The sequence below is a fragment of the Ktedonobacter racemifer DSM 44963 genome (genome assembly GCF_000178855.1).
Lineage (GTDB): Bacteria > Chloroflexota > Ktedonobacteria > Ktedonobacterales > Ktedonobacteraceae > Ktedonobacter > Ktedonobacter racemifer.
Window position 1 is genome coordinate 1587237 of the sequence record NZ_ADVG01000004.1, and the last position, 22948, is coordinate 1610184.

21 protein-coding genes and 1 pseudogene are annotated in these 22948 nt (G+C 52.8%); 12 read left to right on the forward strand and 10 right to left on the reverse strand.

Annotated elements, in window-relative coordinates:
• Window positions 1–303: 303 nt before the first annotated feature.
• From KRAC_RS48605 to KRAC_RS48620, 3 genes and pseudogenes are all read right to left on the reverse strand, one after another.
• Window positions 304–702, reverse strand: a complete 399-nt coding sequence (locus tag KRAC_RS48605) for a hypothetical protein (protein WP_169461041.1) — start codon at window positions 700–702, stop codon at window positions 304–306.
• Window positions 703–923: 221 nt separating this feature from the next.
• A pseudogene (locus KRAC_RS80365) lies at window positions 924–2075 on the reverse strand (IS3 family transposase).
• A gap of 69 nt (window positions 2076–2144) precedes the next feature.
• Entirely contained in the window at window positions 2145–3224 is a 1080-nt protein-coding gene (locus KRAC_RS48620) for a hypothetical protein (protein WP_040447367.1), read from the reverse strand.
• A gap of 230 nt (window positions 3225–3454) precedes the next feature.
• Between KRAC_RS48620 and KRAC_RS48625 the strand changes: the two genes are divergently transcribed.
• The gene (locus KRAC_RS48625; RefSeq protein ID WP_007919972.1) at window positions 3455–4402 is read left to right on the forward strand and encodes an aldo/keto reductase family protein; all 948 of its coding nucleotides are present in this window, start codon (window positions 3455–3457) and stop codon (window positions 4400–4402) included.
• An 84-nt stretch (window positions 4403–4486) separates the two neighbouring features.
• On the opposite strand, the gene KRAC_RS48630 is transcribed toward KRAC_RS48625, so the two are convergent.
• Window positions 4487–4993 carry an NUDIX domain-containing protein gene (locus KRAC_RS48630; RefSeq protein WP_007919974.1) on the reverse strand — a complete coding sequence of 169 codons (507 nt, stop codon included), beginning with the start codon at window positions 4991–4993 and terminating at the stop codon, window positions 4487–4489.
• Window positions 4994–5281: 288 nt separating this feature from the next.
• On the opposite strand from KRAC_RS48630, the gene KRAC_RS48635 reads away from it, so the two are divergent.
• From KRAC_RS48635 to KRAC_RS72915, 3 genes are all read left to right on the forward strand, one after another.
• The gene (locus KRAC_RS48635) at window positions 5282–5839 is read left to right on the forward strand and encodes a ribonuclease FAU-1 family protein (RefSeq protein ID WP_007919975.1); all 558 of its coding nucleotides are present in this window, start codon (window positions 5282–5284) and stop codon (window positions 5837–5839) included.
• Between the two features lie 109 nt (window positions 5840–5948).
• Complete coding sequence (locus KRAC_RS64080; protein WP_007919977.1) at window positions 5949–6650, forward strand: HAD family hydrolase; 702 nt, start codon at window positions 5949–5951, stop codon at window positions 6648–6650.
• Window positions 6651–6909: 259 nt separating this feature from the next.
• A complete protein-coding gene (locus KRAC_RS72915; RefSeq protein ID WP_157508002.1) occupies window positions 6910–8124 on the forward strand; it encodes a hypothetical protein in 1215 nt (404 codons plus the stop codon).
• Between the two features lie 140 nt (window positions 8125–8264).
• Here KRAC_RS72915 and ribD read toward each other — a convergent pair whose 3' ends face one another.
• Both ribD and KRAC_RS48660 read right to left on the reverse strand, forming a co-directional pair.
• Entirely contained in the window at window positions 8265–9383 is a 1119-nt protein-coding gene (ribD, locus tag KRAC_RS48655; protein WP_007919979.1) for a bifunctional diaminohydroxyphosphoribosylaminopyrimidine deaminase/5-amino-6-(5-phosphoribosylamino)uracil reductase RibD, read from the reverse strand.
• Window positions 9384–9546: 163 nt separating this feature from the next.
• Window positions 9547–11325 (reverse strand): glycoside hydrolase family 2 protein, encoded by a 1779-nt coding sequence (locus tag KRAC_RS48660; RefSeq protein ID WP_007919981.1) that lies wholly within the window; start codon window positions 11323–11325, stop codon window positions 9547–9549.
• 76 nt (window positions 11326–11401) lie between these two features.
• Between KRAC_RS48660 and KRAC_RS72920 the strand changes: the two genes are divergently transcribed.
• Window positions 11402–12256, forward strand: a complete 855-nt coding sequence (locus KRAC_RS72920; protein ID WP_007919983.1) for a helix-turn-helix transcriptional regulator — start codon at window positions 11402–11404, stop codon at window positions 12254–12256.
• 41 nt (window positions 12257–12297) lie between these two features.
• Here the strand turns inward: KRAC_RS72920 and KRAC_RS48670 are convergent, their stop codons facing one another.
• Complete coding sequence (locus KRAC_RS48670) at window positions 12298–12795, reverse strand: hypothetical protein (protein WP_007919984.1); 498 nt, start codon at window positions 12793–12795, stop codon at window positions 12298–12300.
• Window positions 12796–13070: 275 nt separating this feature from the next.
• Between KRAC_RS48670 and KRAC_RS48675 the strand changes: the two genes are divergently transcribed.
• The 3 genes from KRAC_RS48675 to KRAC_RS48685 all read left to right on the forward strand — a co-directional run bounded on the left by KRAC_RS48675 (window position 13071) and on the right by KRAC_RS48685 (window position 16655).
• The gene (locus tag KRAC_RS48675) at window positions 13071–13673 is read left to right on the forward strand and encodes a TetR/AcrR family transcriptional regulator (protein ID WP_007919985.1); all 603 of its coding nucleotides are present in this window, start codon (window positions 13071–13073) and stop codon (window positions 13671–13673) included.
• A 117-nt stretch (window positions 13674–13790) separates the two neighbouring features.
• A complete protein-coding gene (locus KRAC_RS48680) occupies window positions 13791–15890 on the forward strand; it encodes a chloride channel protein (protein ID WP_007919986.1) in 2100 nt (699 codons plus the stop codon).
• Window positions 15891–16004: 114 nt separating this feature from the next.
• Window positions 16005–16655 (forward strand): YoaK family protein, encoded by a 651-nt coding sequence (locus KRAC_RS48685; RefSeq protein ID WP_007919987.1) that lies wholly within the window; start codon window positions 16005–16007, stop codon window positions 16653–16655.
• Between the two features lie 72 nt (window positions 16656–16727).
• On the opposite strand, the gene KRAC_RS64085 is transcribed toward KRAC_RS48685, so the two are convergent.
• The 3 genes from KRAC_RS64085 to KRAC_RS77390 form a co-directional block, all read right to left on the reverse strand.
• Window positions 16728–17180 (reverse strand): DUF4383 domain-containing protein, encoded by a 453-nt coding sequence (locus KRAC_RS64085; protein WP_007919988.1) that lies wholly within the window; start codon window positions 17178–17180, stop codon window positions 16728–16730.
• Between the two features lie 97 nt (window positions 17181–17277).
• Window positions 17278–17424 (reverse strand): hypothetical protein, encoded by a 147-nt coding sequence (locus KRAC_RS72925; protein WP_007919989.1) that lies wholly within the window; start codon window positions 17422–17424, stop codon window positions 17278–17280.
• A 255-nt stretch (window positions 17425–17679) separates the two neighbouring features.
• Window positions 17680–17904, reverse strand: a complete 225-nt coding sequence (locus tag KRAC_RS77390; RefSeq protein WP_007919991.1) for a hypothetical protein — start codon at window positions 17902–17904, stop codon at window positions 17680–17682.
• Between the two features lie 10 nt (window positions 17905–17914).
• On the opposite strand from KRAC_RS77390, the gene KRAC_RS67970 reads away from it, so the two are divergent.
• From KRAC_RS67970 to KRAC_RS48710, 4 genes are all read left to right on the forward strand, one after another.
• Window positions 17915–18427: a hypothetical protein gene (locus KRAC_RS67970; RefSeq protein ID WP_244422539.1), complete on the forward strand. Its 513-nt coding sequence runs from the start codon at window positions 17915–17917 to the stop codon at window positions 18425–18427.
• A 582-nt stretch (window positions 18428–19009) separates the two neighbouring features.
• Window positions 19010–20806 carry a group II intron reverse transcriptase/maturase gene (ltrA, locus tag KRAC_RS48700; protein WP_007905969.1) on the forward strand — a complete coding sequence of 599 codons (1797 nt, stop codon included), beginning with the start codon at window positions 19010–19012 and terminating at the stop codon, window positions 20804–20806.
• Window positions 20799–21380, forward strand: coding sequence for an IS200/IS605 family accessory protein TnpB-related protein (locus tag KRAC_RS48705; RefSeq protein ID WP_052569242.1), 582 nt, complete (start codon window positions 20799–20801; stop codon window positions 21378–21380). Before ltrA ends, KRAC_RS48705 begins: the two co-directional genes overlap by 8 nt.
• Window positions 21381–21589: 209 nt before the next feature.
• The gene (locus KRAC_RS48710; RefSeq protein ID WP_007919993.1) at window positions 21590–22825 is read left to right on the forward strand and encodes an alpha/beta hydrolase family protein; all 1236 of its coding nucleotides are present in this window, start codon (window positions 21590–21592) and stop codon (window positions 22823–22825) included.
• Window positions 22826–22948: the final 123 nt, after the last annotated feature.

The following is a 22948-nucleotide window of genomic DNA, read 5'->3' on the forward strand; positions in this document are numbered from 1 at the left end:
ATGGAGATCAATGCCAAGAAGAGTTGCAGAAACCTAGCAGAAGAATATATTGACGGGAAAAAACCTCTTTTGAACAAACACTATCCATGAGCTAAGAGGCTCTCGCGTAGGATTCCCCAGCAAACAATGCGGTCCTAGAAAAAAACAAGACAACCACCTACCTGAACAATCTCCAGAGCGGCGAACTCCTGGCTCAATCGCTGGCATCGGATCGTGATGTGACGGAAATATTTGCTCCACCCTTACGATGCCTTCCTGCATGGGGAGATCAGGAAGCGGAAACGTTGAGGGCACGATTTAAGTTTAAGCTGCCTTGGGCTGAAAAGGCCGGAATAATCGCCATCCTGTAATAAAAAGGAGGATTACTATCAATATGATAGTAATAACGAATTGACTTTGGCATCTTTGGATAGCAGCACGATAGGTATCGTTAATAGATAGCTCGTAAACAATAACGCCATGAGTTGGGGCATGACGAACAATATCATTCCACTGCTGATAAAAGTTGAGAGCAACCACAAGAGACCAGATGCTTATGATAAGCTCAAGAAAAAACAGGCTATCTTGCCACCATATGTTTTTACGTCTGATGAGATCGGCTAGCAGAAAGAAGGTTGTTCCTATGATGGGCAAACTAGCACTTATTGTTGTGAGAATTGACCAAGTATGCAACTCCGCAAAGATCACATCATTAAAGAACATGTTCATCTCTTGTATGCTCTTTCCAAACCAATACATGTTCGAATGGATACCTGAGAGCTAGGCCACATCATCAAACATCAGATGAAGTGAGCTTGCCCCGTTTTCGTAGAGTCTCTAGAGGTTTGAGGTGAGGAGAGTGAAAAATGTTTTGACGCAACGTGACGTTAACGTTTTTATTATAGTATAAAAATTGTACTACGTCAAACGTTACGTTATGTTTTTTAATTCCCCGTCCGCTCATAATTCAGTGGACTTACGTATCCGAGTGTAGAATGCCGACGAACACGATTATAATAGACTTCCATGTAGGTAAAGAGTGCTAATCGCGCTTCATCATGTGATGAATAAATGCGTTCCCCTACACATTCATCTTTTAAGGTTCCAAAGAAACTCTCCATCGCGGCATTGTCCCAACAATTTCCTTTACGTGACATACTTGACTGTATTCCAGCTTGTTCTAAACACGCCTGATACGCTCTTGAAGTGTACTGACTTCCTCTATCACTGTGATGCAGCAACCCCGCTTTAGGGCGACGGCGGGCAAGGGCAAGGTTAGCGTGCCTGTTCTATTAATCTCTCATCGCAATTGCTCGACATCGACCATCCCACAACCATTCGTGAATACAGATCTAAAATGACCGCGAGATAGAGCCATCCTTGTCGAGTTGGGATATACGTGATATCCGTCACCCATTTTTTGTTTGGCGCTTCAGCACGAAATTCCCGATTTAAAAGGTTGGGAGCGACTGGATGAGCCATATCTCTTTTTGTGGTCACTACTCGACGCCGTTTACGTCTGGCAGAAAGGTTCTTCTGCCGCATGAGCCTGGCGATCCGTTTGCGTGAGCAGGTGATCCCTTCGTCACGCAGCTCTCTCAAAATGCGTGGGCTTCCATATCGTCCTTGATGAGTTACAAACACCTGCCGTATCTTCTGCGTTAAATGAGCATCTTCTCGTTCGCGCAGGCAGGCTGAACGTTTGCGCCAGGCATAAAAGCCGCTTTCCGAGATTCCGAGCACATCGCACATGATAACAATGGAGAATTCATGCTTGTGCTGTTCAATAAATTGATGTTTCATTTGGATTCCCGTGAGAAGATGCTCACTGCTTTTTTTAGTATGTCACGCTCCTGCTGGAGTCTTTCGACTTCGCGTTTCAAGCGACGATTTTCTTCCTCAAGCGTGGTTTGATGCCCTTTGCCTGGAAATGCTTCTTTCCCATGTTCTGCTAATTCCTTGCGCCACCCATGAATCGCGCTGTCGGAGATACCCAGCTCGCGCGCTATTTGTGCAATCGGCTTGCCTGATGTTTGCGCCAGCCGCACGGCTTCCTCTTTGAATTCTTTTGTGTAGACCTTTTGGCTCTTTCCCATTGATAAGCCCCTTTCTGATCTGCTTCGAGTATATCTCAGCTTTAGGGACTCTTTCAAATCGGGGCAATCTCACGTCAGTCCCAATCCCTGTTTATCACCCTTGAAGGAGGTTTCGATGCCTCCACCACGCTGATCATAAAAGGTCACATAGGCCAAGAGCACCGCCGTGGGATCAGGTGCTTGCGATGCCTCCCATCCCAGAAGGGGAAGAACCTGCTCAATCGAGAGCGAACACATCAGAATGCCATAAGCAAATGTGCCATCTCTTCTGCGACAGCGTACCGCAATACGTCGCATGGGACGGACGTAGCCAGCGGCTTCCTCGCTCACCCAGCCAAAGGAACGTTCCGACCAGGTGGGGTCCTGGACCCATTCCTTGACCGTTTGAGACAGTCGCGTGATACGTCGTCCCGAGTATTCTTTCGCCATGACCTCGTAGCCTCGGGAGAGCAGCCAATTGAGGTCGTCCTCGGTTCCCGCACCTGCATCGACACGGATAATGGTCCGTCTGCGTTTGGCATCGTCCAATTGCAAGGTCGTCTCAGCAGTCTCTACCAGCGGTTGCAGAGCCTTGATCAGTTGGACATTGCCTGCAAAAAGCTGATCGACCACGACTTCTTCATACTGGGTCGCCAGCACACGACCCAATTGCCGCCCTCGGCGATGATAGAGTCCTGCAAAATAGCCGCGCGTGGCAAACGCCGCTTTTGGTCCACAAGGCATGCCCGTCAGGTCCACGTCCAAGAGTTGAAAAGCGGCCTGATAGTCATGATGAAAGCCTTGGCTCTGAGCGCGGTAGATCTCATCGAGCGCCTGATGCACCTGAAGGACATTTTCCTCAGCACAGGCAGAAAGCGTCTCTTGCACCACCGACTGCTCAGCACAAGAGGTTCGACCGAAGGCTCGTTGCAAGCCCGGATCGGCTCGCAGCCGACTGTTGATTTCTACCAGTCCATGGGCTCCAGCCAACAGACTGATAAACGCATCCATCAGCTTGTCGAGAGGCGTATGCTTGATGGTTTTCTGCCTGATCTGCACTCTCTTGCGGATCGGGCTCAAGACATCCAATTGCTGCAATTTGGCTCCTATGGCGGCCAGGATGGCGCATCCAGTGAAATGGTTCGTTGTTGTTGTGATAGACTCGTTCATGGTGATACTCCTTTTTCTAATGAAAGCTCCTTTGTTCCTTCATTAGCTATGGAGTATCGCTCTGCTTTTTGCAAGCTCTGCACTGGCTCGCTGGACTGTCGTCAATTTGGGCGAAACTTAGGTAGCTTAGACTTTTATGGATGTGGATTGATTGGACATTGTAGCTCGAAGGTGCTTATAATGCCTATGTAGAGGCGTTGTTTAAATTGTTTTTATGGAGGTTATGATATATGCAGTATCGTCGTCTTGGTAACACGGGTACAAAAGTGAGCAGCGTGGCATTGGGAGGTTGGATCAACTACGGTGAGGGGAAAACAGCCCAGGAGGCGGCGCAGCAGGTTATCCGCACGGCGTATGAGAAGGGCATCAACTATTTTGATATCGCGGATGTTTATGGTCGTGGTGAGGCGGAGAAGGAGATGGGAGCGGTCCTGCGTGATTTCCCACGTCATACCTTGGTAATTGCCTCGAAAGTTTTCTGGCCCATGAGCGATGATGTGAATGACCGGGGGCTCTCGCGCAAACATATCATGGAAAGTGTGGAAAAGAGCCTGAAGCGCGTTGGCACGGACTACATCGATATCTACTTCTGCCATCGCCCAGATCCAGAGACTCCGTTGCTGGAGACGGCGCGTGCCATGGACGACCTGATTCACCAGGGCAAGGTACTCTACTGGGGAACCTCTATGTGGGAGGGTTCACAGATCGCCGAGGTCTATCAACTTTGCGAGCGCTACAACCTCTATGCACCAGTTGCCGAGCAGCCACAGTATTCCATGCTCGAGCGCGAGCGCGTTGAGCGCGAGATTCTGCCAATTATTGAGCCGCGTGGTATTGGCCTGGTTGCCTTCTCACCCCTGGGTCAGGGCATGCTGACAGGTAAGTATGATAAAGGTATTGATGAAGGTACACGCTTCCACCGCGAGACATGGGCGCGCGATCGCTTCTTCAACGACGCCAATGTGACTCGTGTACGCAAGCTCAAAGAGATTGCTGACGAGCTTGGCGCCAACCGCGCGCAACTGGCACTGGCCTGGGTGTTGCGCAATTCCGGCGTAAGCAGTGCCATTATCGGCGCTACCCGCCCCGAGCAGGTCGAGGACAATGTGCAGGCTATCAACTTCGTCGAGAAGCTCGGCAATGAGGTGCTCCAGCGCATCGACGCCATCCTCGCGTAGGCGGAGGGACGCATGACATATGCGCCTACGCCCAGGGGCAGTGTGCTAGCTCCCAGCGTAGGCGCATACGTCAGTAGCGCATCTCTATAATTTAATTGCTTTCCAATCGCGTAGGATCTGGTAGTGGACGGGAAAGGCGAGGGTTGGGAGTTCTTCCCAGGCAAAGAAAGCCAGCTCGCTCGCCTCTTCAGGCTGGACGGCTAAGTGACTGACCTGATCACTAAGCAGTTGCGCGTGAAATGCAGCCACGACATTCGAGCCTTCTTCTCCACCATAAATACCGATCAGCCTGTCTAATTGAATATCAATATTGGCTTCTTCCTTCGCTTCACGTATGACCGCCTCCTGAACGGTTTCTCCAAGCTCAATATAGCCGCCACAAAAATTCCATAAACCTCTCGCTGGCTCTATATTTCGCTTGAGTAGCAATAGCTTTTCCTCGTGTTCAATTACCACTAACGCGACTAACTTTGGCTGTGGATAGTGAATATACTGGCATCCTGGACAGAAGAGGCGGCGAATAGTATGTATTTCTTTCTCGATAAGAGCCGTTGCGCAGAGTGGGCAATAGGTAAATGTAAGATGAGGCATAACATATCACTCCTAAATCGAATGTGTTTTCTGTTCTAGATTTCTTGTTGATACAATGGGTCAGATAAGAAGGCCATGACTCGCTCATAGATGGAATCCATGTTTTTCTCAGATGAAAATTTTGCACGTGATGTAACAATATCATGTATGTGGATATACTGCCAGACCTGAGCCTCTTACGCTCAGGGATTTCTCACTCTGGGTTGCATGACCCAGCTGTTCTCTCTCCTCTGTTGAGTGGGAAATTGTGGTATGCTGTGCTTTAAAAAAGCGGGCGAGAGGAGTGCAATGAAGAGAAAGCGCGCAGATAGAGGCGATGGCTGGAAGCGTATCAGCAAGTACCGATTTGTATTACAGTCAAGCGAGATAGAGACTTTCCAGGGGCATGCGAGCCTGATCTATTTTGATGAGGTGCGGGAACCGCTCTGGGTACCCTACGCCGGGCAGAGTATCTGTATTGTGGATGATAGCTACTCCTGGCTGCAACTCTTTCCGCAGGGAGCCAGGCACGCCGCCACGGTTATGTTTAATGCGCAAGGCGAGATTGTGCAGTGGTATATCGACATATGTAAACGTACATTTGTGGATGAGCAAGGGGTGTTGTGGTATGAAGACCTGTACCTGGATATTATCTTTCTGCCTGGCGACAAGATTGAATTAATAGATGTCGATGAACTGGATGAGGCCCTGGAGCAAGGCATTATTTCGGATGATGAGTATAACCTGGCCTGGAATGAGGCCAGCGCCCTCTTGACGCGGCTTGAAGAGCAGCGTTTCCCCCTGGTATTGCTGGCTGAGCAGTATAGAGCTAGCTTGCTGGCACAGATGCCCCTTGCAGAGGCTTGAGGTTGCCACATAACTTCTTGCCTGCTGCGCTCAATTTATTTATCACTTAGCAATAAATTTTAGCAATAAATTATAGAACCATTTGAGAAGGAAAGAAAAGAGGCTGCTTATGCATGGAAGGTATAAGGCCGTTATTTTTGACTTATTTGGGACTCTGATCGGCGTGTTTTCGGTGACGGCTTTTAAAACAGCGGTTACTACTATGGCAGAGATGATGCAAGCCCCTCATGAGCGTTTTACCTACCTATGGGAGGAGGGAACTTATCAACAGTTGAGTACCGGTGGCTTGGCGACTATTGATGAGGCGCTGTCCTTTATTTGTCGAGAGCTGGCCATTGAGCTAGAGGATGGAAAGTTCAAAGAGGTTATCAATGTGCGCTATGAATTTACGCGCCAGGCTCTTCAACCGCTAGCTGGCGTTGTTGAAACTTTGAGTACCCTCAAGCAGCAGGGATATAAGCTGGGTCTCGTCAGTAATTGCTCGCCTGATGTCGTCCATTTGTGGGAACAGACACCTTTTGCTCAACTCATCGATGTGCCTATCTTCTCATGCCAAGCGGGTTGGCAGAAGCCTGATCCGCGTATTTATCGTTTAGCAGCTGAATGTCTGAATGTCACGCCTGAGGATTGTCTCTATGTTGGTGATGGTAGCGACCGCGAGTTATCGGGTGCCAAGGCGATTGGAATGCATCCCGTTCTAATTCAAACTCCGCTGCATGACGCCTATGATCAACAGCGCGCAGATCTTACTACATGGAATGGTCATGTGATCAATAGCATGAAGGATCTGCTTCCTCTGCTTCAGCTTTGATGACCTGGCAGAAAGAGCCCGAGCAAGCTTGAATCCTACAGCTTATTGACGTATCATTTATCCATTTACGTGAATACTACGCTAGGGTATTGCAATTTTGGTAAGAAGAAGTACATACTATAGATAGAAGTTGTAACACTTCTTTTCATATAAAAGAGTACTCGTTGTGAGAAGAGAGTCACAACCTAGTTGAATCATTGCTTCTATGTATGGTGACTCTCTTCTTCTGGATGAAGGTGGTGGAAGAGTGGAAGATGCATTGAACAAATCATTTGACCAGGATGCAGCCATAGGCGAGGAAGATTTTATCATGTCCGTTATCCCCCAAGCGCCGGGTGCCTATTCTGCTTCAGGGCAGCCTCCTGGCGGTGGGTATAGTCCGCAAAATACGAACACTCACCCCAATTCTCCAGCCCCTAATGGCTATCCGGGCTATCCCGGCTATCCCGGTTATCCCGGCTATCCGGGCCATAATGGTTATCCAGGACAGCAGGGACCCGGCAGATATCCTGGCCCAAGGCCGGGATCAGGAGGGTATCCAGGATCGTATCCTGGCCCCTGGGGCTATCCAGGGCAGCAAGGGCCAGGCTGGTATCCAGGGCCTTACCCTGGCCCCTGGGGCTATCCAGGACAGCAAGGGCCAGATGGCTATCCCGGCTATCCACAACCAGGACCTGGAGGGTATCCAGGATATCCCGGGCAACAGCAGTATCCCGGCTATCCACAACCAGGACCTGGAGGGTATCCAGGATATCCCGGGCAACAGCAGTATCCCGGCTATCCGCAACCAGGAGGGTATCCAGGGCAGCAAGGTCCAGGAGGCTATCCAGGCCAGCAGCCGGGGCCAGGCCGGCAGGATCCAAATGGTCACCCAGGACAACAACAGCCAACTCCCAATAGTCATCCAGGTTCTCCACAACAGAATCCAGGTGGCTATCCGGGTTCACAGACCAAACCACAACAGGGGCAACGCCTGGCCGCGTCTCTGCCCCAGACTCCGTCATCGCCACCGCCCGCGCCCCAGACGACCCCGCCTCCACTACCACCTCCGACCGTGAGTGGTGCCGCGGGTTATGTCTTTAATACAGGACCGCAGATTGTGGCTGCATGGGGCGTGGTAGCCTTCAATAACACTGGTCTACTAACGACAGGCATTGCACATAGTACGACGACCAGCCCGGAGAAGGTCGCTATTGCGAGTGCTGGACTCTACCTGATTCAGTTCTCGGTGTCTGGTATTGGCCCTAACCAGTTTAGTGTCTTCCTCAATGGAACGAGCGAGATTGTAGGAGCGACCTACGTTTCAGGCGACCAGTATCAGCAGAATACCGGCCTGGTGCTTGTGGTTCTGCCAGCCAATAGCTTCCTTACGCTGCAAAACCGCGCGGGCAGCCAGGTGTACCTGCAAATTCCCCAGGATGGGCAGCAGCCTTCCTTTGTGAATGCTTCTTTCTTTGTGCAGAAGTTTCCATAAGGGGTCACATCATGGGTAACTGCTTAGCATGACTTCTCGCGCCTGAGGCGCTCGCCTGGGTAGGAGGTGTGCTGCGGGTTGGCAGCCTTCGGCTGCCAACCCGCAGCACACCTCCTACCCAGAAAAAGTTGCACATAGAGTTAGGTGAGGTCGCCTTCGATTAGAACGTCTTCACCGATGATCTGTATGCGTACTTGTTGGAGTTGTAGGGCCTCGCGCATGAAAGCGAGTCCTTTTCCTCCAAGGGGCGAGAGCGCGGCCTCGCCTCCAACAAGCTTGGGGGCAATAAAGGCCGCGACATGGTCAATACGCTGCTGGTCGAAGGCGCTCCCCAACGTGCTGTTGCCGCCCTCGATGAGCACATGCATCACGCCCTTCTGGGCCAGGGCGGAGAGGGCCGATGTGAGATCCAACTGGCTGGTATTGTTGCTGGCTACCTGAATGACCTCGACGCCGGTGTCGCGTAGCCGTTGTTGTTGCTCTACCGGGCAGTCTTCTCCCACGATAATGCATGTATCGCTCGCCAGGTCAGGTTGGAGCAGCTTGCTCTGCGCTGGTAGCGCGCCCTGGGAGGCCAGGACGACGCGCAAAGGCCCCTGGCGGGGAGCGCGTGCATAGAGGCGCTCCTCGTCCGTGAGGCGTACCGTTAACATAGGATCGTCGGCACGGACCGTGCCAGAGCCGACCAGGATAGCGTCCACACGGTCACGCAGGTTATGAACCCAACGCCGGGCCTCTGATCCACTGATCCAGTAGGCATCGCTACTATGGGTCGCGATCTTGCCATCAAGGGTCATGGCCCATTTGGCGGTCACATAGGGGCGCTGCTGGCGTATAAAGGTGGCGAAGGGGCGGATGATCTCATCTGTCTCCTCGGCCCCGACGCCCACTGTGACCTCGACCCCAGCCTCGCGCAACTGTGTCAGTCCTTGTCCGCTGACCAGGGGGTTGGGATCAAGCGAGCTGACGATGACGTGCCGGATGCCTGCCGCCAGGATGGCCCTGGTACAGGGTGGCGTGTGAATTGTGACGCAGCATGGCTCAAGTGTGACGTAGAGGTCGGCCCCTCGTGCCAGTTCGCCAGCATCGTTGAGGGCGTGTACCTCGGCGTGGGGTCCGTAAGGGGGTGAGGTTGCTCCCTGTCCTACGACGACGCCATCGCGCACCACAACGGCCCCTACGGGTGGGCGTGGAGCTGTACGCCCCTCAACCGAGTGCGCGTGAGCAATCGCCAGGCGCATCGCTTCCTGATCGTCCATGTCTTCCTCCTGTGAATATTAAGCCTGCTGCGCTGCGAATGTTTACACACTCATCGATCACAGTATATTTTGCTCCTTTAATTATAAGTTATAATGAGGGAAGTAAGCGACAGGGGAGGTTGCGGGCGCTGCCCGCAACCTCCCCTGTCGCTTACTTCCCTCATTAGATTTTCTCGATGGCAGCGATGCGCGTCTGGACGTCGCGAATGCGCTCTATATCGAACTTCTCTTTACGGTCAAAGGTATAGATGCCGTTCTGCTCCTGGTAGACATCAGTGAGCTGGGTGTAGCAATAACCGAACATCGCGGCATCATCCAGGAGGACGTCGCAGAGGCCCTTGAAGCGGTCGTAGAACTCATCGAGGGACCTGGGCGCGGCACCATAGCCCCAGCTATCTTTGCCTGGCTCGACCTCAGGATTCCACCAGATGCCACCGAACTCGCTAACAAAGTAGGGCTGGTTGCGATATGGGACAGAGATCACTTGCTCGCGGTGACGATTAATGAAGGGCTTATTCTCTCCAGTTCCGGCGTGGTTGGCCGCGAATTTGACCGGGTCCTGCTCATAATCATGGCTATCGTAGATATCGGTCTCGGGAACGCGGTGACTATAGCCAGACGTGTCGAGGACCGGGCGTGTGCTATCCATGGCTTTAGTGGCCAGGAACATTGCGCGGGTAACATCGTCGAGCACAGTGGTACGGTCGGTGAGGACCTGCCAGGTCTCATTCAAGGGACACCAACCCACGATCGAGGGGTGAGAGTAGTCGCGTTCAATCGCTTCTAGCCACTGAGTGACATAAGTCGCGCCAGGCTGCTGGTGATCATCCTCGCGCCCATATCCGCCGCAGCCCCAATCGGGGAATTCGCCCCAGACCAGGTAGCCCAGGCGGTCCGCATGGTAGAGGAAGCGCTCCTCAAAGACCTTCTGATGGAGGCGCGCTCCATTAAAGCCAGCCTGCAGGCCAAGCTTGATGTCATGGACCAGGGCCTCATCGCTAGGCGCGGTCATGATGCCATCGGGATAGTAGCCCTGGTCGAGCACCAGGCGCTGGAAAACGGTTTGCCCATTAATTTTGACGGCCTTGCCATCAATGGTCACACTGCGCAGGCCCGCGTAGCTGGTCGCGGAATCAACGGCCGTCTCTCCGTTGAGGAGTTCAATCTCCAGGTCATAGAGATAGGGAGACTGCGTGGACCAGTAGTGACGGCGCTCCTCGGGAATAGGCAGCGTCACCTTGGGAGAGAAATCACGGTCGGCGGGCACGCTCACAGTGCAGATCTCGCCCGCATCATCTTTCAGGCGTACGCGCAGGGTTAAACCCGTGCCCAGGGCACTCAGAGGTTGGGTCAAGTTGAAGCAGCCATGTGCCACATCGGGCGTAATGCGTGGGCGCTTGAGCGAGACGGTGGGGACTGGCTCCAGCCAGACTGTCTGCCAGATGCCAGTTGTGCGCGTGTAGAGGCAGGAGTGGTTTTCATAGCGCTGGGACTGCTTGCCGCGTGGCTGAGGAGGTTGCGCGGTATCACGCGCACGCACGACGATGGTCACATCGCTGCCAGCCAGGCCAGAGGGGATCTCACAGCTAAAGGGTGTGAAGCCGCCGCGATGACGAGCTACCTCAGTGCCATTGACCCAGACGGTGGTATCATAATCAACTGCCTGGAAGTGGAGTAGCACGCGTTGCTCACCCCAGGAACTAGGAATGGTCACGGTACGGCGATACCAGACCGCGGGCATGAAATCGGTGTTGCCGATGCCAGAGAGTTCGGACTCGGGGCAGAAGGGAACGAGGATACGATCTTGTAGTTCACGCTGCACCAATCCGCGCTCAAGGCCGCTATCACCCGCGTCGATCTCAAATTGCCATTCACCATTGAGGTTGAGCCACTCAGAACGGACAAACTGAGGGCGAGGGTATTCTGGACGAGGTATGCTCATAGGATCTCTCCTTTGTGAAATCGAACCACAGTGTTTCTTCTTTATGGTAGAATACAGCGAAATGAGAGACGAGTCCATGAGTGAATTCCAAATAGACCTTTGTGAAACCCACATCATTGGGTCGCATACACACGAGCAAATGGTGGGCAAGCAGGCATGCCAGGCCTTTGCCTTGCATCGAATTGGCCTGGTAGGAATCTCGCAAGCTCAGTCACCATTCCGCTTTGTGCGCCAGCGACCGGCAACCAGCCAGGTGCTGCTCTGCCTGGAAGGCTGGGGCATGATCCTGGTGGAGAACGAGTGGCGACGTTGCACACCTGGCACAGCCTATCTCACACCGCCAGGAGTCTTGCATGCCTATCGCGCTGTCGAAGAGGTGCCCTGGACCGTCTGCTGGGTTGCCTATGATGACAGCCTGGAGCAGCCAGTCATCATAGGTGAGGCTCCGCGTCAGGTCCAGGTCGACCCGCAGCCCCTGGCTACTGTCATCGCAGGCCTCTACCGTGAGTATATAGACCAGGCCGAGCAGGCTGCCATGCAGCAATGGACCGAGCTTATAGCCCTGTATGCCCAGCGCATCATTGGACCCGAGCGCCAGGAACGGCGCTTGCAGCAGCTCTGGGAGACCGTGAATAACGACATCAGCAACGACTGGACTGGCGAAGAACTGGCAGCACGGCTGGGGATCAGCGGCGAGCAGCTACGCCGCCTCTGTCAGCAGCAACTGGGCCAGAGCCCGATGAAGTACCTGGCCCTCTTACGCATGCGCCGCGCCATGGCCCTGCTCTCCAGCGACTCCTACAGCGTCGAGCAGGTCGCCTGGCGCATCGGCTATAACAACGCTTTCGCCTTTAGCACCGCCTTTAAACGCCACGTCGGCGTCTCCCCCTCCACCTACCGCGAGCAGATACGGAGATCAGCGAGCCGCTGAGGTGAGGAAGTGTGCATTTTCAATAGCTTCTTCCAGCTCTCTTATGGTTCTGGCTGATATGAGAAATCTGAGAGGAGGACCGTGTTAACCTCTTTGGTGTCCTCGTTGCCATATAAGCTAAATCCCAACTGATTGGTTGTTTCATACATGCTATCGTGTTCAGATGCCACCGGTTTATTATCGATACTCAAGACGATGATGTTAGCGGAGACATCCATGCTAATGAGATGTGACGTTTTTACAGAAGGAAGCTGACCCGAGTCCATCTGTGTCCATGTTTTGCATTGCGTATCACAGTGCCCATAATACCAGTTGCCGTCTACGCATATATCGAAATTTTGACGACCTTCAAAGTCTTGCACATGAACCGCCAGCGCAACGCAGGTATCTGGACTACTTGCAATAATTGTAGTCTTTACCTGGACGCGATAGTGATGTGGAAAGTAGTTGTAGCCTGAAAAGGCGTCCTGTGTGGTCAATTTATCAGGAACAAAGGTGAACCACTCCCAATCACCATACTGCTTATCTTTCCGCGTCATAAGCAAGCCATCGTTTCTACAGATATAGGAGTCATCTGAGTCATCGTCGAGCCAGTAATCTTTGCCATTGCCGCAGTGCTCACCGGGAACGTGAACTGTATATGATTTGTGTGCGCGCTGGGTAAAATAATTTTGGAGTGAGTCGCCCTCTTCAGCATCACTTACATTGATTTAATTTGTGCTTGACAGTGGTTTGCCGGTCATCTATACTACAAGAGAAATAACTGACCAGTAGCCCATTTTATGGCGAAGCCTTGTTGAGGGGAAGAAAGCCTATGCCAAAAGTTGTTGATGAGCAGATGCGTGAGGCCACGCGTCGCCATATTATCCGCCAGGCGGCGAGCGAGTTTGCGCGCCTGGGTTTCGACCAGGCCAACATCAACATGATAGCCGAGCAGGCAGGCATTGGCAAGGGGACCATTTACCTCTACTTCGAGAACAAGCGTGAGCTCTTCCTCTCCATGCTGCGCTATATCGCGCAAGATCACCTGGTGGCGATTCGCGCGGCCCTCGCGACCGATGGAAGTATTCAGCAGCGCCTGGAGCGTCTTTTCTGCGCTTTTGTGCAACTCGCTCAGGAGGAGCGGGATAGCTTTAACGTCCATATGAGCGCCCTCTACGGCGTGAATCGAGCTTTCCAGGCTGAGGCGACCAAACTGATGCGGGATTATCTTGCGACCATCGCTTTTATGCTGGAGCAGAGCCATGCCCGAGGCGAGATCCGCTGCGCAAACATAGAGTCGACCTCGCTTATGATACTCTCGCTCATGGAGTCCTTTGTGCTCTCAGCTAACGTGCTGGGACAATCCGAACAGGTTATTCTCCAGCAGGCCAACAAGGTCGCTGAAATGGTGCTGCACGGTATTGCCTCTACATAAGGGGACAATACCGTGCTCTTTTTTTGCTTTTTTATTGAACGACCGCCCACTCATAATTGTTGGTAGAAGAATTGTAATGAGGGGACAAGAATTTTTGCAGGAGGTTATCCCTGGTCTATGAATGCATCTGCTATTGTGACGTTTTTGCGGCGCCTCTTTCATATCAGGCGAGGCCGGCGCAGTTTTGAAAGCCCACGGTATCTGCTGAAGTGGCTGCTTATCAGCACTTTGATTGGCCTAGTGGCGGGCGTGGGGGCCATCGCCTTTTACGCGGCCATTCACTTTGCGACTGATTTCTTCCTGGGGCGTCTTATCGGCTATCTTCCGCCCAGCCCTGCTGGTGAGGGCGGGCAGACGACCGTGATGTCCTTCTGGTCGGCGACGCGTCCCTGGCTCCTGCCCGTTGTGACGACCCTTGGTGCCTTGATCTCAGGTATTATCGTCTTTAACCTGGCGCCCGAGGCAGAGGGGCATGGAACGGATGCGGCCATCGCCGCTTTCCACGAAGGTAAAGCGATTAGGGCGCGTATTCCCCTGGTCAAACTGGTGGCCTCGGCGATTACGATTGGTACAGGTGGTTCGGCGGGACGCGAGGGGCCAGCGGCGCAGATCAGTGCGGGTTTTGGCTCGATCCTTGCTAATGTATTGCGCCTGGATGTCCAGGATCGGCGTATCGCGCTTGCGACTGGTATTGGGGCCGGTATCGGTGCTATCTTCCGCGCACCCCTGGGAGGTGCGATCCTGGCGGCTGAGATTCTCTATAAAGATGACCTGGAGGTGGAGACGATTATTCCCGCCCTTATGGCCTCCATCATTGGCTATAGTGTCTTCGGTGCCTGGTCTGGCTGGCAACCTATCTTTGCTACTCCGCCTAACCTGGCCTTTACCTCGCCGCCCCAGTTGCTCTACTATGTTGTCCTGGGTGTGCTTTGTGGTCTGCTGGGCTTGCTCTATGCGCGTGGTTTCTATGGTATCACGCATATCTTCCATCGCCTGAAGCTTCCCAAGTGGTTTAAGCCAGGGATCGGCGGTTTGCTTGTGGGCTTGATCGGGCTGGTGATGCCGCAGGCGCTGGGCATGGGCTATGGATGGGTTCAGGTCAGTATGGGGGCGGGCCTGCTTTCACTCCCGTTGTGGGTGATCTTGCTTCTCCCTTTTGCCAAGATTCTCACCACTGGCCTCTCGATTGGCTCGGGTGGCTCAGGTGGCATCTTTGGTCCGGGCATGGTGATTGGTGGTATGGTGGGTGCCTGCTTCTGGCGGCTCTGTTACCATGTCTTTCCCGGCTTGCCCGCGACGCCCGCACCCTTTGTGATTGTAGGTATGATGGCTCTCTTTGGTGGAATCGCGCATGCCCCGTTGGCGGTCATGCTGATGGTTGCCGAGATGACCGGAAACCTCTCCATGCTGGCGCCCGCGATGATCGCGGTTGGTATCGCCACTATTCTGGTGGGTGGCACCACGATGTATACCAGCCAGGTACCGACACGGGCCGACTCGCCTGCGCACCGTCTGCAACTCTCCTTCCCGCTGCTCTCGACCCTCTCTGTCCAGAAGGCGATGCAACCGCTCATGCTACGATTTGCGCCTGGACAGTTTCTCTCGCAGGCGGAGGTGCTGCTTGGGCAGCATAAGGCGAGTGGCGTGCCAGTTATAGACCAGGCTGGTAACCTGGTGGGTGTATTAACAATGGCGGATATCGAGCGTATCCCGCGCGAGGAGCGCGCGCAACGTTTTGTCAATGAGGCAATGCATAACGACGTTCTAACCTTCTATCCAGATGACACACTTGATGAGGCGCTGGAGGGGCTCAGTACGCGTCGTGTAAGTTGGGCGCCTGTGATAGATGCCGAGGGGCTGACCGGCGACCGTAGCGTGCTGGGTTTGATCTCGGTCGCGGATATTGTGCATCTCTATCGCGAAACTGTCACCAAGGACGTGCGGCGCATGCGTGGCCTGGTAGAGGGTACAGTCATGATTGAGACGACGATTGAGCCGGGCATGCACCTGGCAGGGGTAGCGCTCCGCGAGGCACAGTTGCCGCCTGAAACCCTGGTGGTCTCTATTCGCCGCTCGAGCGAGTTGCTGTTTCCCCGTGGAAGCAGTGTTATTGAGCCGGGAGATGTTGTGACCTTCATGGTAAGCATCAAGGCTGAAGAACAATTACATCGCTACCTTGCCTGGCGTGAAGCACCTGTCCTGCCTGCAGGGGATTAAGATTCTTATAGAGTATAGGATATGGTGAAGCAATGCCGCAGGCATTGCTTCACCATATCCCTAATACCCCAGCGAGCCACGTAGCGGCGAGTAGTCTTGAGAATGAGGATGGTTATGCAACAGGATCATGATCGGCAAGAGCATATCGCTGCTTCTTTGTCGCTCTCAACGATTCGGGGGCGCAACCTCATGGTGCTGTTTCTGACCTGTGTCTCCAGTAGCATGGATGCGCTTAGCTATCTCAAACTGGGGCATGTCTTTATTGCGAATATGACGGGCAACACCATTTTATTGGGCCTGGCGTTAGGCCGGGGAAGAATGCAGGATGTGCTCTACACCGGCGTTGCCCTGGTAGGTTTCTGCCTTGGCGTCGCCAGTGGGGCGATTATCCCCCAGCAGGATACTCGCTCTACTACCTGGCCGTTTCACGTTACCAAGCTGCTCGCGCTTGAAACGCTGGTGTTTGCCGTCTTTTGTGTGCTCTGGTATGCCTTGCCAGCGCCCACCGCTCCTGTTTTGTGTATACTCCTCTTGCTCTCTGCGCTGGCTATGGGTCTGCAAAGCTGCGCTGTTGCCCAGCTAACAATTAGCGGAGTAGTGACAACCAATATCACTGGCACGATCCATAATTTTGTTGGCGGCCTGGTGCGACAGGTGATGGGGTACCCCCATAGGCAGCTTGCTCATGCCTCTTTGGAGAGAGGGTATATTATCCGTTTATCACACCTTCTTTCAGGCTCTGGGTGCTTAAAATTCAGCACTTAGAGTAGCAGTAGACAAAAAGAGCGCTGGAAAGCACTTGTATGCTTCTCCAGCGCGTCTATCAGACAGGGATGGTTAATAAGTTCTCCTCTGGCTCTCCCTGGCATAAGGCTCCTCGACCCGGCTATAGTCATGCACAAAGTAGCCTACATAGGCGGCAATTGCGCCGACGACCAGGTGAAACACATGATCCGCGGCATTAACATGCATGACACCAAAGAGCATACCATGCGAATAAAATGCTGGATAGACCAGCCCCGCCAGGCCAATCACCAGGTACACCACGCCGAAGATTTGATTAAACAGGCGTGACCAGCCGGTAAAGGCCGCGATAAGCCCCAGGAGTCCAGTTACCAGGTGCACAATATTATGCACACGATCCACGTCCAAACCAAGCAAGCTACGTGGCGCCATACCGGGAGCAATAAAGAAACCAGCAAGTCCAACGAGCGTAAAAACGACGCCAATAAGTAATGCAATCCGGCGATTAGCGGTCCAGGTCGATCTCTGCTGTAATGGTGCTGCCATGTGTGCTCCTCTCTTTCGCGATGAAAGCTCGCTAAAACATGTTTTACCGAGGGCACACGCCTGACCAGGGCAGAAGGTGACTGAACTATGTATCTACTTACCTATGCTGATGGCTGTGATGGTAAAACGCAGCCAGCAAGACAGTCACAATGGCGCTACCGGGAAAGAGCAAGGCCAGCGTGGGCCACCTGAGCACGATTAACCCACTAATGAACGCGCCCAGCAGGTATACCAGCAATAGCATCGCCTGTAACCCTCGCGTGGAGGAAGGACTATAATTTGTTTTCGAGCGTGTAGACAAAGAAAGACATCCATGGACTTCTCTTCCCTTGCAAAAGCAGCGGCTTTGTGGTATATTTGTTCTACATTCAAAACAAAGGAAGAAGAGCAGAAGATGGTACGTGGTTTCCAAGGAATCATGCCAGATATTGACAAATGGAGACATCTCTGGTAGAGTTTCGTTAGAAAGAATGTTCTTGCATGAAACGCCAAGAGAGGTTCACCAACACGAAGGACGTGTTGTTGGAAAGGGAGGAGGCACCAGGTGCAGTTGGTCGAACGACATCTCATTCGTCATCAGGATGCACGCTTTGCCGTCATTGATCGAGCAGCCTTTGCCTCCAAGAACCTCTATAACCAGGCCAATTACCAGATCCGACAAGCCTTCATTCACGAGGGAACCTACCTGCCCTACGCTGCCATCTTCCATCGCTTGAAACACCATGAGGCCTATTGTGCCCTGCCTCGCAAAGTCAGTAATGCCATCCTCATTCAGCTCCACCACAACTGGGTCAGCTTTTTTGCGCGTGATGGAGGCCTATCGCGAAGACCCCTCTACCTTCACGGGACGCCCCAAGATCCCTGGCTATCAAGACAAGGCCAAGGGCCGTTTCCTGCTCATCTACGAGAAAAAAGCCCTGGGCAAGAGGGTATTCAAGCGCACGGGCAAGCTGGTCCCATCAGGACTTCCGATCGAGATCGCGACTCAGATCACCTGGGAAGCCATCCGGCAGGTTCGCATCGTTCCACGCGCTGATGGCTACATGCTGGAGGTCGTCTATGAGCAGGAGCTCCAACCGGCTGCGGTCAACCCGCAGCTTCGAGCAGCCGTGGATGTGGGTGTCAATGTGCTGGCAGCCATCACCAGCGACAAACCTGGCTTTGTGCCTCGCCTGGTGAGTGGCAAACCCCTCAAAAGCCTCAATCAGTGCTACGTGCGATCCGTTCAGCCGAAACTTGCTGGATAAGTAAGGGGAAGGCTGGCAAGACATTGATCAATGTCTTGATAACTGATTATCTGACGTGAGGTGCAATTCCTCACCTGTGAAGTGAGCACGGAAAGACGATGCCCTACGGTAGCGACTGGTCCTCAATCCGTAAAGCGGGTATCCAGGAGAGGAAACTGCTAGTCTGAAGCAGACCCATCTCCGAGTCAGGCGGCTATGGTTAGCAGTTCATTCAACAGAATGAATAACGCGAATGTGCAACGGAACCATCGTTAGGTTGAACAAGTCAAACAGGCTGATAGACTTGACCAAAAGGTAAGGTACCAATCTGCGAAACAATGGAGAAAGTGAAAGGGTAGTGTAGTGATACCCTGCCTCACTCACTAGCGTACCCGGTGGATAGCACAAACCTACGGCAGCGCAAAACAGATAATCGGAACGGAGTAACTCGAAGGTACGCTCTCATTGGAGGTCGATACGATGAGCAGGAAACCATCCGCAAGCTGCCTCCGAGAAGGATTGCCTAAAAAGCCAATGCCTGGGGTAATGCCCAGGATATGCTGACGTAGGCACGGTAACATGGAATGAAGAGAAACGAGTAGTATGGTGAAAACGAAGGCACCCAAGATCAAGCTACCACCTGACCCTGAGAGTGAAAGTTGGAACAAACTGCCCTGGCGCAAGCTCGAGCAGCATGTTTACCGCCTACAAAAGCGCATCTTCAAAGCCGAGAGCCGTGGCAACACAAGAGCAGTCCACAAACTACAGAAACTTCTGATGAAATCCAGAGCGACAAGGCTTTTAGCGGTTCGACGAGTGACCCAAGACAACCAGGGAAAACGCACAGCAGGCATTGACGGAGTAAAATCAGTCAAACCGGCCCAGCGTTTCACTCTGGCTGAACAAATCCACCCCAAGCAATGGTCTCAATACAAACCCCAACCAGTGCGAAGGATCTATATTCCCAAGCCTGGAAAGGATGAGAAAAGACCCTTGGGGATTCCCATCATGCGAGATCGCTCGCACCAGTGCCTCGTAAAGTTCGCTTTAGAGCCACAATGGGAAGCCAAATTTGAACCCAATAGCTTTGGTTTCCGCCCTGGACGTTCCTGTCATGATGCAATTCAAACCATTCACACCAATATCTGCACACAGGCAAAGTATGTCCTGGATGCCGATATTAAAGGAGCATTTGATCATATTGATCATCAGGCACTTCTCGCCAAACTCGACACCTATCCCGCAGTAAGGCTGCTTGTGAAAGCTTGGCTCAAAGCGGGAATCATTGATAATGGCATATTTGACGAGACCCGGAAAGGAACCCCGCAGGGGGGAGTCATCTCACCATTACTTATGAATATCGCGCTTCATGGTATGGAAACGGACTTGATAGCGGCCTACCGGTGGAAGGAGGGACGACCCAAATTTGTCCGCTACGCCGATGATCTGGTGGTTTTCCATCCCAAGCTCGAAGGCGTCGAAAAAGCAAAAGAAATCCTTTCGGAATGGTTACAGCGCATTGGACTAGAACTCAAGCCGAGCAAGACACGGATCACGCACACCTTGATGGAATATCAGGGAAAAACGGGATTTGATTTCCTTGGTTTCACCATACGCCAGTATCCGATGGGGAAAACACACACCGGAAAGCGGCCTAATGGTCAACCACTTGGCTTCAAGACACTCATCAGACCCAGTAAGGAAGCGATTGCGCACCATGTGAAAGAAACGCATCGTCTGGTAGCAGAGCACCGGAGCATGAAACAGGAAAAGCTCATTAAAGAGTTGAACCCGGTCATTTACGGATGGGCAAACTACTACCGAAGCATCTGTGCAAGAAGGGCATTCAAGCACTGCGACATGGTACTTTTTCGACAACTGGAAAGATGGGCGAATCGCAGGCACCCAAACAAAAATCGACACTGGATTATGCAAAAGTATTGGAAAGTGGATGAAGGAAAGGGATGGATCTTCCGAACCCCCGACCTACAACTACGAAACCACCAACAAACATACATCCGGCGTCATGTAAAAGTGAAAGGAACTGCCAGCCCATATGACGGAAATCTTCTTTACTGGAGCCAGCGACTCAAGAAACACCCGCTTCTTAACGGAGTTAAAGCAAAACTTTTACAGAAGCAAGAGGGAAAATGCCGTTGGTGTGGACTGTACTTCAAAGATGAAGACCTCATAGAGATCGATCACATTACCCCGAAAAGTGAAGGAGGCGGAGAGGAATTGAGCAACAAGTTCGCTCTCCATCGTCATTGCCACGACGAGCGCCACTCGAAAAAGGCCAACGGTACCTACGACAAAGGCCATGTTACTGAGGAGCCGTGTGACGGGAAACTGTCAAGCACGGTTTTGAAGACGAGTAGGAGTGGTGACACTCATGCTTAGTTTTAACAACAAAGAGCGCGCCAAGCAGCAGCAACGCCTCGCGCATGAGAACCGATACACTTCACGCCAGCTGGATCGCGTGACGACGAAGCGCAATCGCCGTGTGGATGCGTATCTGCACACGGCCAGCCGTCGGATCATTGATCTGCTGGTGGGCGAAGGCATCGGAACGCTGGTGATTGGCAAGAATCCCTTGTGGAAACAAGAGGTGACCATGGGACGCAGGAACAACCAGCAGTTTGTGCAGCTTCCCCATGCTCGTTTCATTGAGCAGTTGACCTACAAAGCGCACCTGGTGGGGATCAGGGTCATCCTTCAAGAAGAAAGCTACACCAGCAAGGCCAGTTTTCTGGACGACGACCCCATCCCAACCTATGAAGCCAACACGGCTGAGAAGCCGGTGTTCTCAGGCAAGCGTGTGGCTCGCAGTTGGTATCGTGCCAGGGATGGACGCCTCATTCATGCCGATATCAACGGATCCTACAACATCTTACGCAAAAGTAGCTCCGACCCTTTGCAAGTGGGGCGAGGAGTAGCGGGAGCCGCAGTTCTCCCCAGACGGCTGGCCGTCTGAACGGATGACTTATAGGCATATTCGTCATCATTTTAAGATACTGTAGCAGGACATTGCCTGGTCGAACTGCTTTCCTCTATTCTGTTAATAAGGTAGGAATGTGGCGTGTTTTTGCGGGCTCAGCCCGCAAAAACACGCCACATTCCTACCTACAACAAGGCCTACGAAACGGGCCAGAGCTGAATGGTGTACCTCATGGAGGAGGCTGTATGACCTTTTTAAGAAAGCTTTTGCAGAAGCGGGGAGGGCTGCTGTTAAAGGTGGCTGGGGGTCTTATTCTTGGAGGTATAGTGCTTGGAGGTGGTGGATTGATCTATTGTGGCATCATGAGTCACACGGCGCGCGAATTGCCAAAGCCAGGCGGCCCGTATGCGATTGGGCGAACCGTATTTGACTGGGTCGACCAGGCGCGGCCCGAGACTTTTGCCCATAAGCCCGGGGTCAAGCGAGAACTGATGGTCTGGGTCTGGTATCCCGCGCAGTCAGGCGCGAGCAAGGAGGCGGCAAGTTATCTTCCCTCTAAGTGGGCGCAGGCCTGGAACCAGTATCATGGCGGTTCTCTCTTTGGAGACTGGCTTATTTCGCGAGCCGAAACTATTCACGCACATGCATTTGAGAATGTGCCACTCGCCACGAACCAGGCTCGCTACCCAGTGCTGATTTTCTCGCCTGGCATGGGCCTCTTGCCCACAGATTATACTACTCTGATTGAAGACCTGGTAAGTCATGGCTATATCGTCGTAGGCATCGCTCCGACCTATAGTGCCTCCGCCGTGGTCTTCTCTGATGGTCGTGTGGTCCAGGCGACTGAAGAGGGGAAAGGCGGCAACGACTCCGACCCGGCAGATGTTATCAATGCGCATCTCCAGCAGATTGAGAAGATCTGGGCCGCGGATACGATCTTCGTCATGAATCAACTAGAGCACTTGAATAGTGTTGGGCAGAGCCTGCTTGCTGGCAGATTAGACCTGGAGCGCCTGGGCCTCTTCGGGCATTCTTTTGGTGGAGCGACCGCCGCGGAGGTCTGTCACCTGGACGAGCGTTGCAAGGCTGGCATTGACCTGGATGGAAACCTTTTTGGCAATGTTGTGCAGCAAGGGCTTACAAAGCCATTCCTCTTTATGCATCATGGTACTATAGACGATTGTAACGACTGCAAGGACCTGTTTACGCAAGCTCGCTCTGTGCTGAGAACGGTACCCACGGGCGAGAAATACATACTTGGCGTTGAAGGCATGAAACACATGAATTTCTCTGACTTCTCGGTCATGTTTTCGCCCTTTAAGCTTATGGGAATACTCGGTCCCATTGATGGAGCACGAGGATTAAGTATTACCAGTGCTTATGTACGGGCCTTCTTTGACACCTATCTCAACCAGAAGCCTTCGCCATTGTTGCGTGGTCCGGCCTCGGCGTATCCTGAAGTACGTTTTGATCAATTGTAGCAGAGGAGTGGCGCCGCTACAGCTAATAGTTGTTTTCGCCTACAGAGGCCATACATTCTTGACAAGCTCATCTTCTAATTTTATGATAGATGAGCCTGTATGTTTGCTATTCTAATAATTTCG

Bases quoted from the DNA above. Each gene is read 5' to 3' on its own strand.
- KRAC_RS48635 (WP_007919975.1), top strand. From the start codon at position 5,282: ATGAAGAGAAAGCGCGCAGATAGAGGCGATGGCTGGAAGCGTATCAGC.
- KRAC_RS72920 (WP_007919983.1), top strand. From the start codon at position 11,402: ATGAGTGAATTCCAAATAGACCTTTGTGAAACCCACATCATTGGGTCG.
- KRAC_RS77390 (WP_007919991.1), bottom strand. From the start codon at position 17,904: ATGGTGTTTCAAGCGATGGAAGATGGCAGCGTAGGGCAGGTAGGTTCC.
- KRAC_RS48620 (WP_040447367.1), bottom strand. From the start codon at position 3,224: ATGAACGAGTCTATCACAACAACAACGAACCATTTCACTGGATGCGCC.
- KRAC_RS48605 (WP_169461041.1), bottom strand. From the start codon at position 702: ATGTTCTTTAATGATGTGATCTTTGCGGAGTTGCATACTTGGTCAATT.
- KRAC_RS48705 (WP_052569242.1), top strand. From the start codon at position 20,799: ATGCTTAGTTTTAACAACAAAGAGCGCGCCAAGCAGCAGCAACGCCTC.
- KRAC_RS64085 (WP_007919988.1), bottom strand. From the start codon at position 17,180: ATGGCAGCACCATTACAGCAGAGATCGACCTGGACCGCTAATCGCCGG.
- KRAC_RS48625 (WP_007919972.1), top strand. From the start codon at position 3,455: ATGCAGTATCGTCGTCTTGGTAACACGGGTACAAAAGTGAGCAGCGTG.
- KRAC_RS48660 (WP_007919981.1), bottom strand. From the start codon at position 11,325: ATGAGCATACCTCGTCCAGAATACCCTCGCCCTCAGTTTGTCCGTTCT.
- ltrA (WP_007905969.1), top strand. From the start codon at position 19,010: ATGGTGAAAACGAAGGCACCCAAGATCAAGCTACCACCTGACCCTGAG.
- KRAC_RS48680 (WP_007919986.1), top strand. From the start codon at position 13,791: ATGAATGCATCTGCTATTGTGACGTTTTTGCGGCGCCTCTTTCATATC.
- KRAC_RS48710 (WP_007919993.1), top strand. From the start codon at position 21,590: ATGACCTTTTTAAGAAAGCTTTTGCAGAAGCGGGGAGGGCTGCTGTTA.
- ribD (WP_007919979.1), bottom strand. From the start codon at position 9,383: ATGGACGATCAGGAAGCGATGCGCCTGGCGATTGCTCACGCGCACTCG.
- KRAC_RS48670 (WP_007919984.1), bottom strand. From the start codon at position 12,795: ATGACGCGGAAAGATAAGCAGTATGGTGATTGGGAGTGGTTCACCTTT.
- KRAC_RS64080 (WP_007919977.1), top strand. From the start codon at position 5,949: ATGCATGGAAGGTATAAGGCCGTTATTTTTGACTTATTTGGGACTCTG.
- KRAC_RS48630 (WP_007919974.1), bottom strand. From the start codon at position 4,993: ATGCCTCATCTTACATTTACCTATTGCCCACTCTGCGCAACGGCTCTT.
- KRAC_RS48675 (WP_007919985.1), top strand. From the start codon at position 13,071: ATGCCAAAAGTTGTTGATGAGCAGATGCGTGAGGCCACGCGTCGCCAT.
- KRAC_RS48685 (WP_007919987.1), top strand. From the start codon at position 16,005: ATGCAACAGGATCATGATCGGCAAGAGCATATCGCTGCTTCTTTGTCG.
- KRAC_RS72925 (WP_007919989.1), bottom strand. From the start codon at position 17,424: ATGCTATTGCTGGTATACCTGCTGGGCGCGTTCATTAGTGGGTTAATC.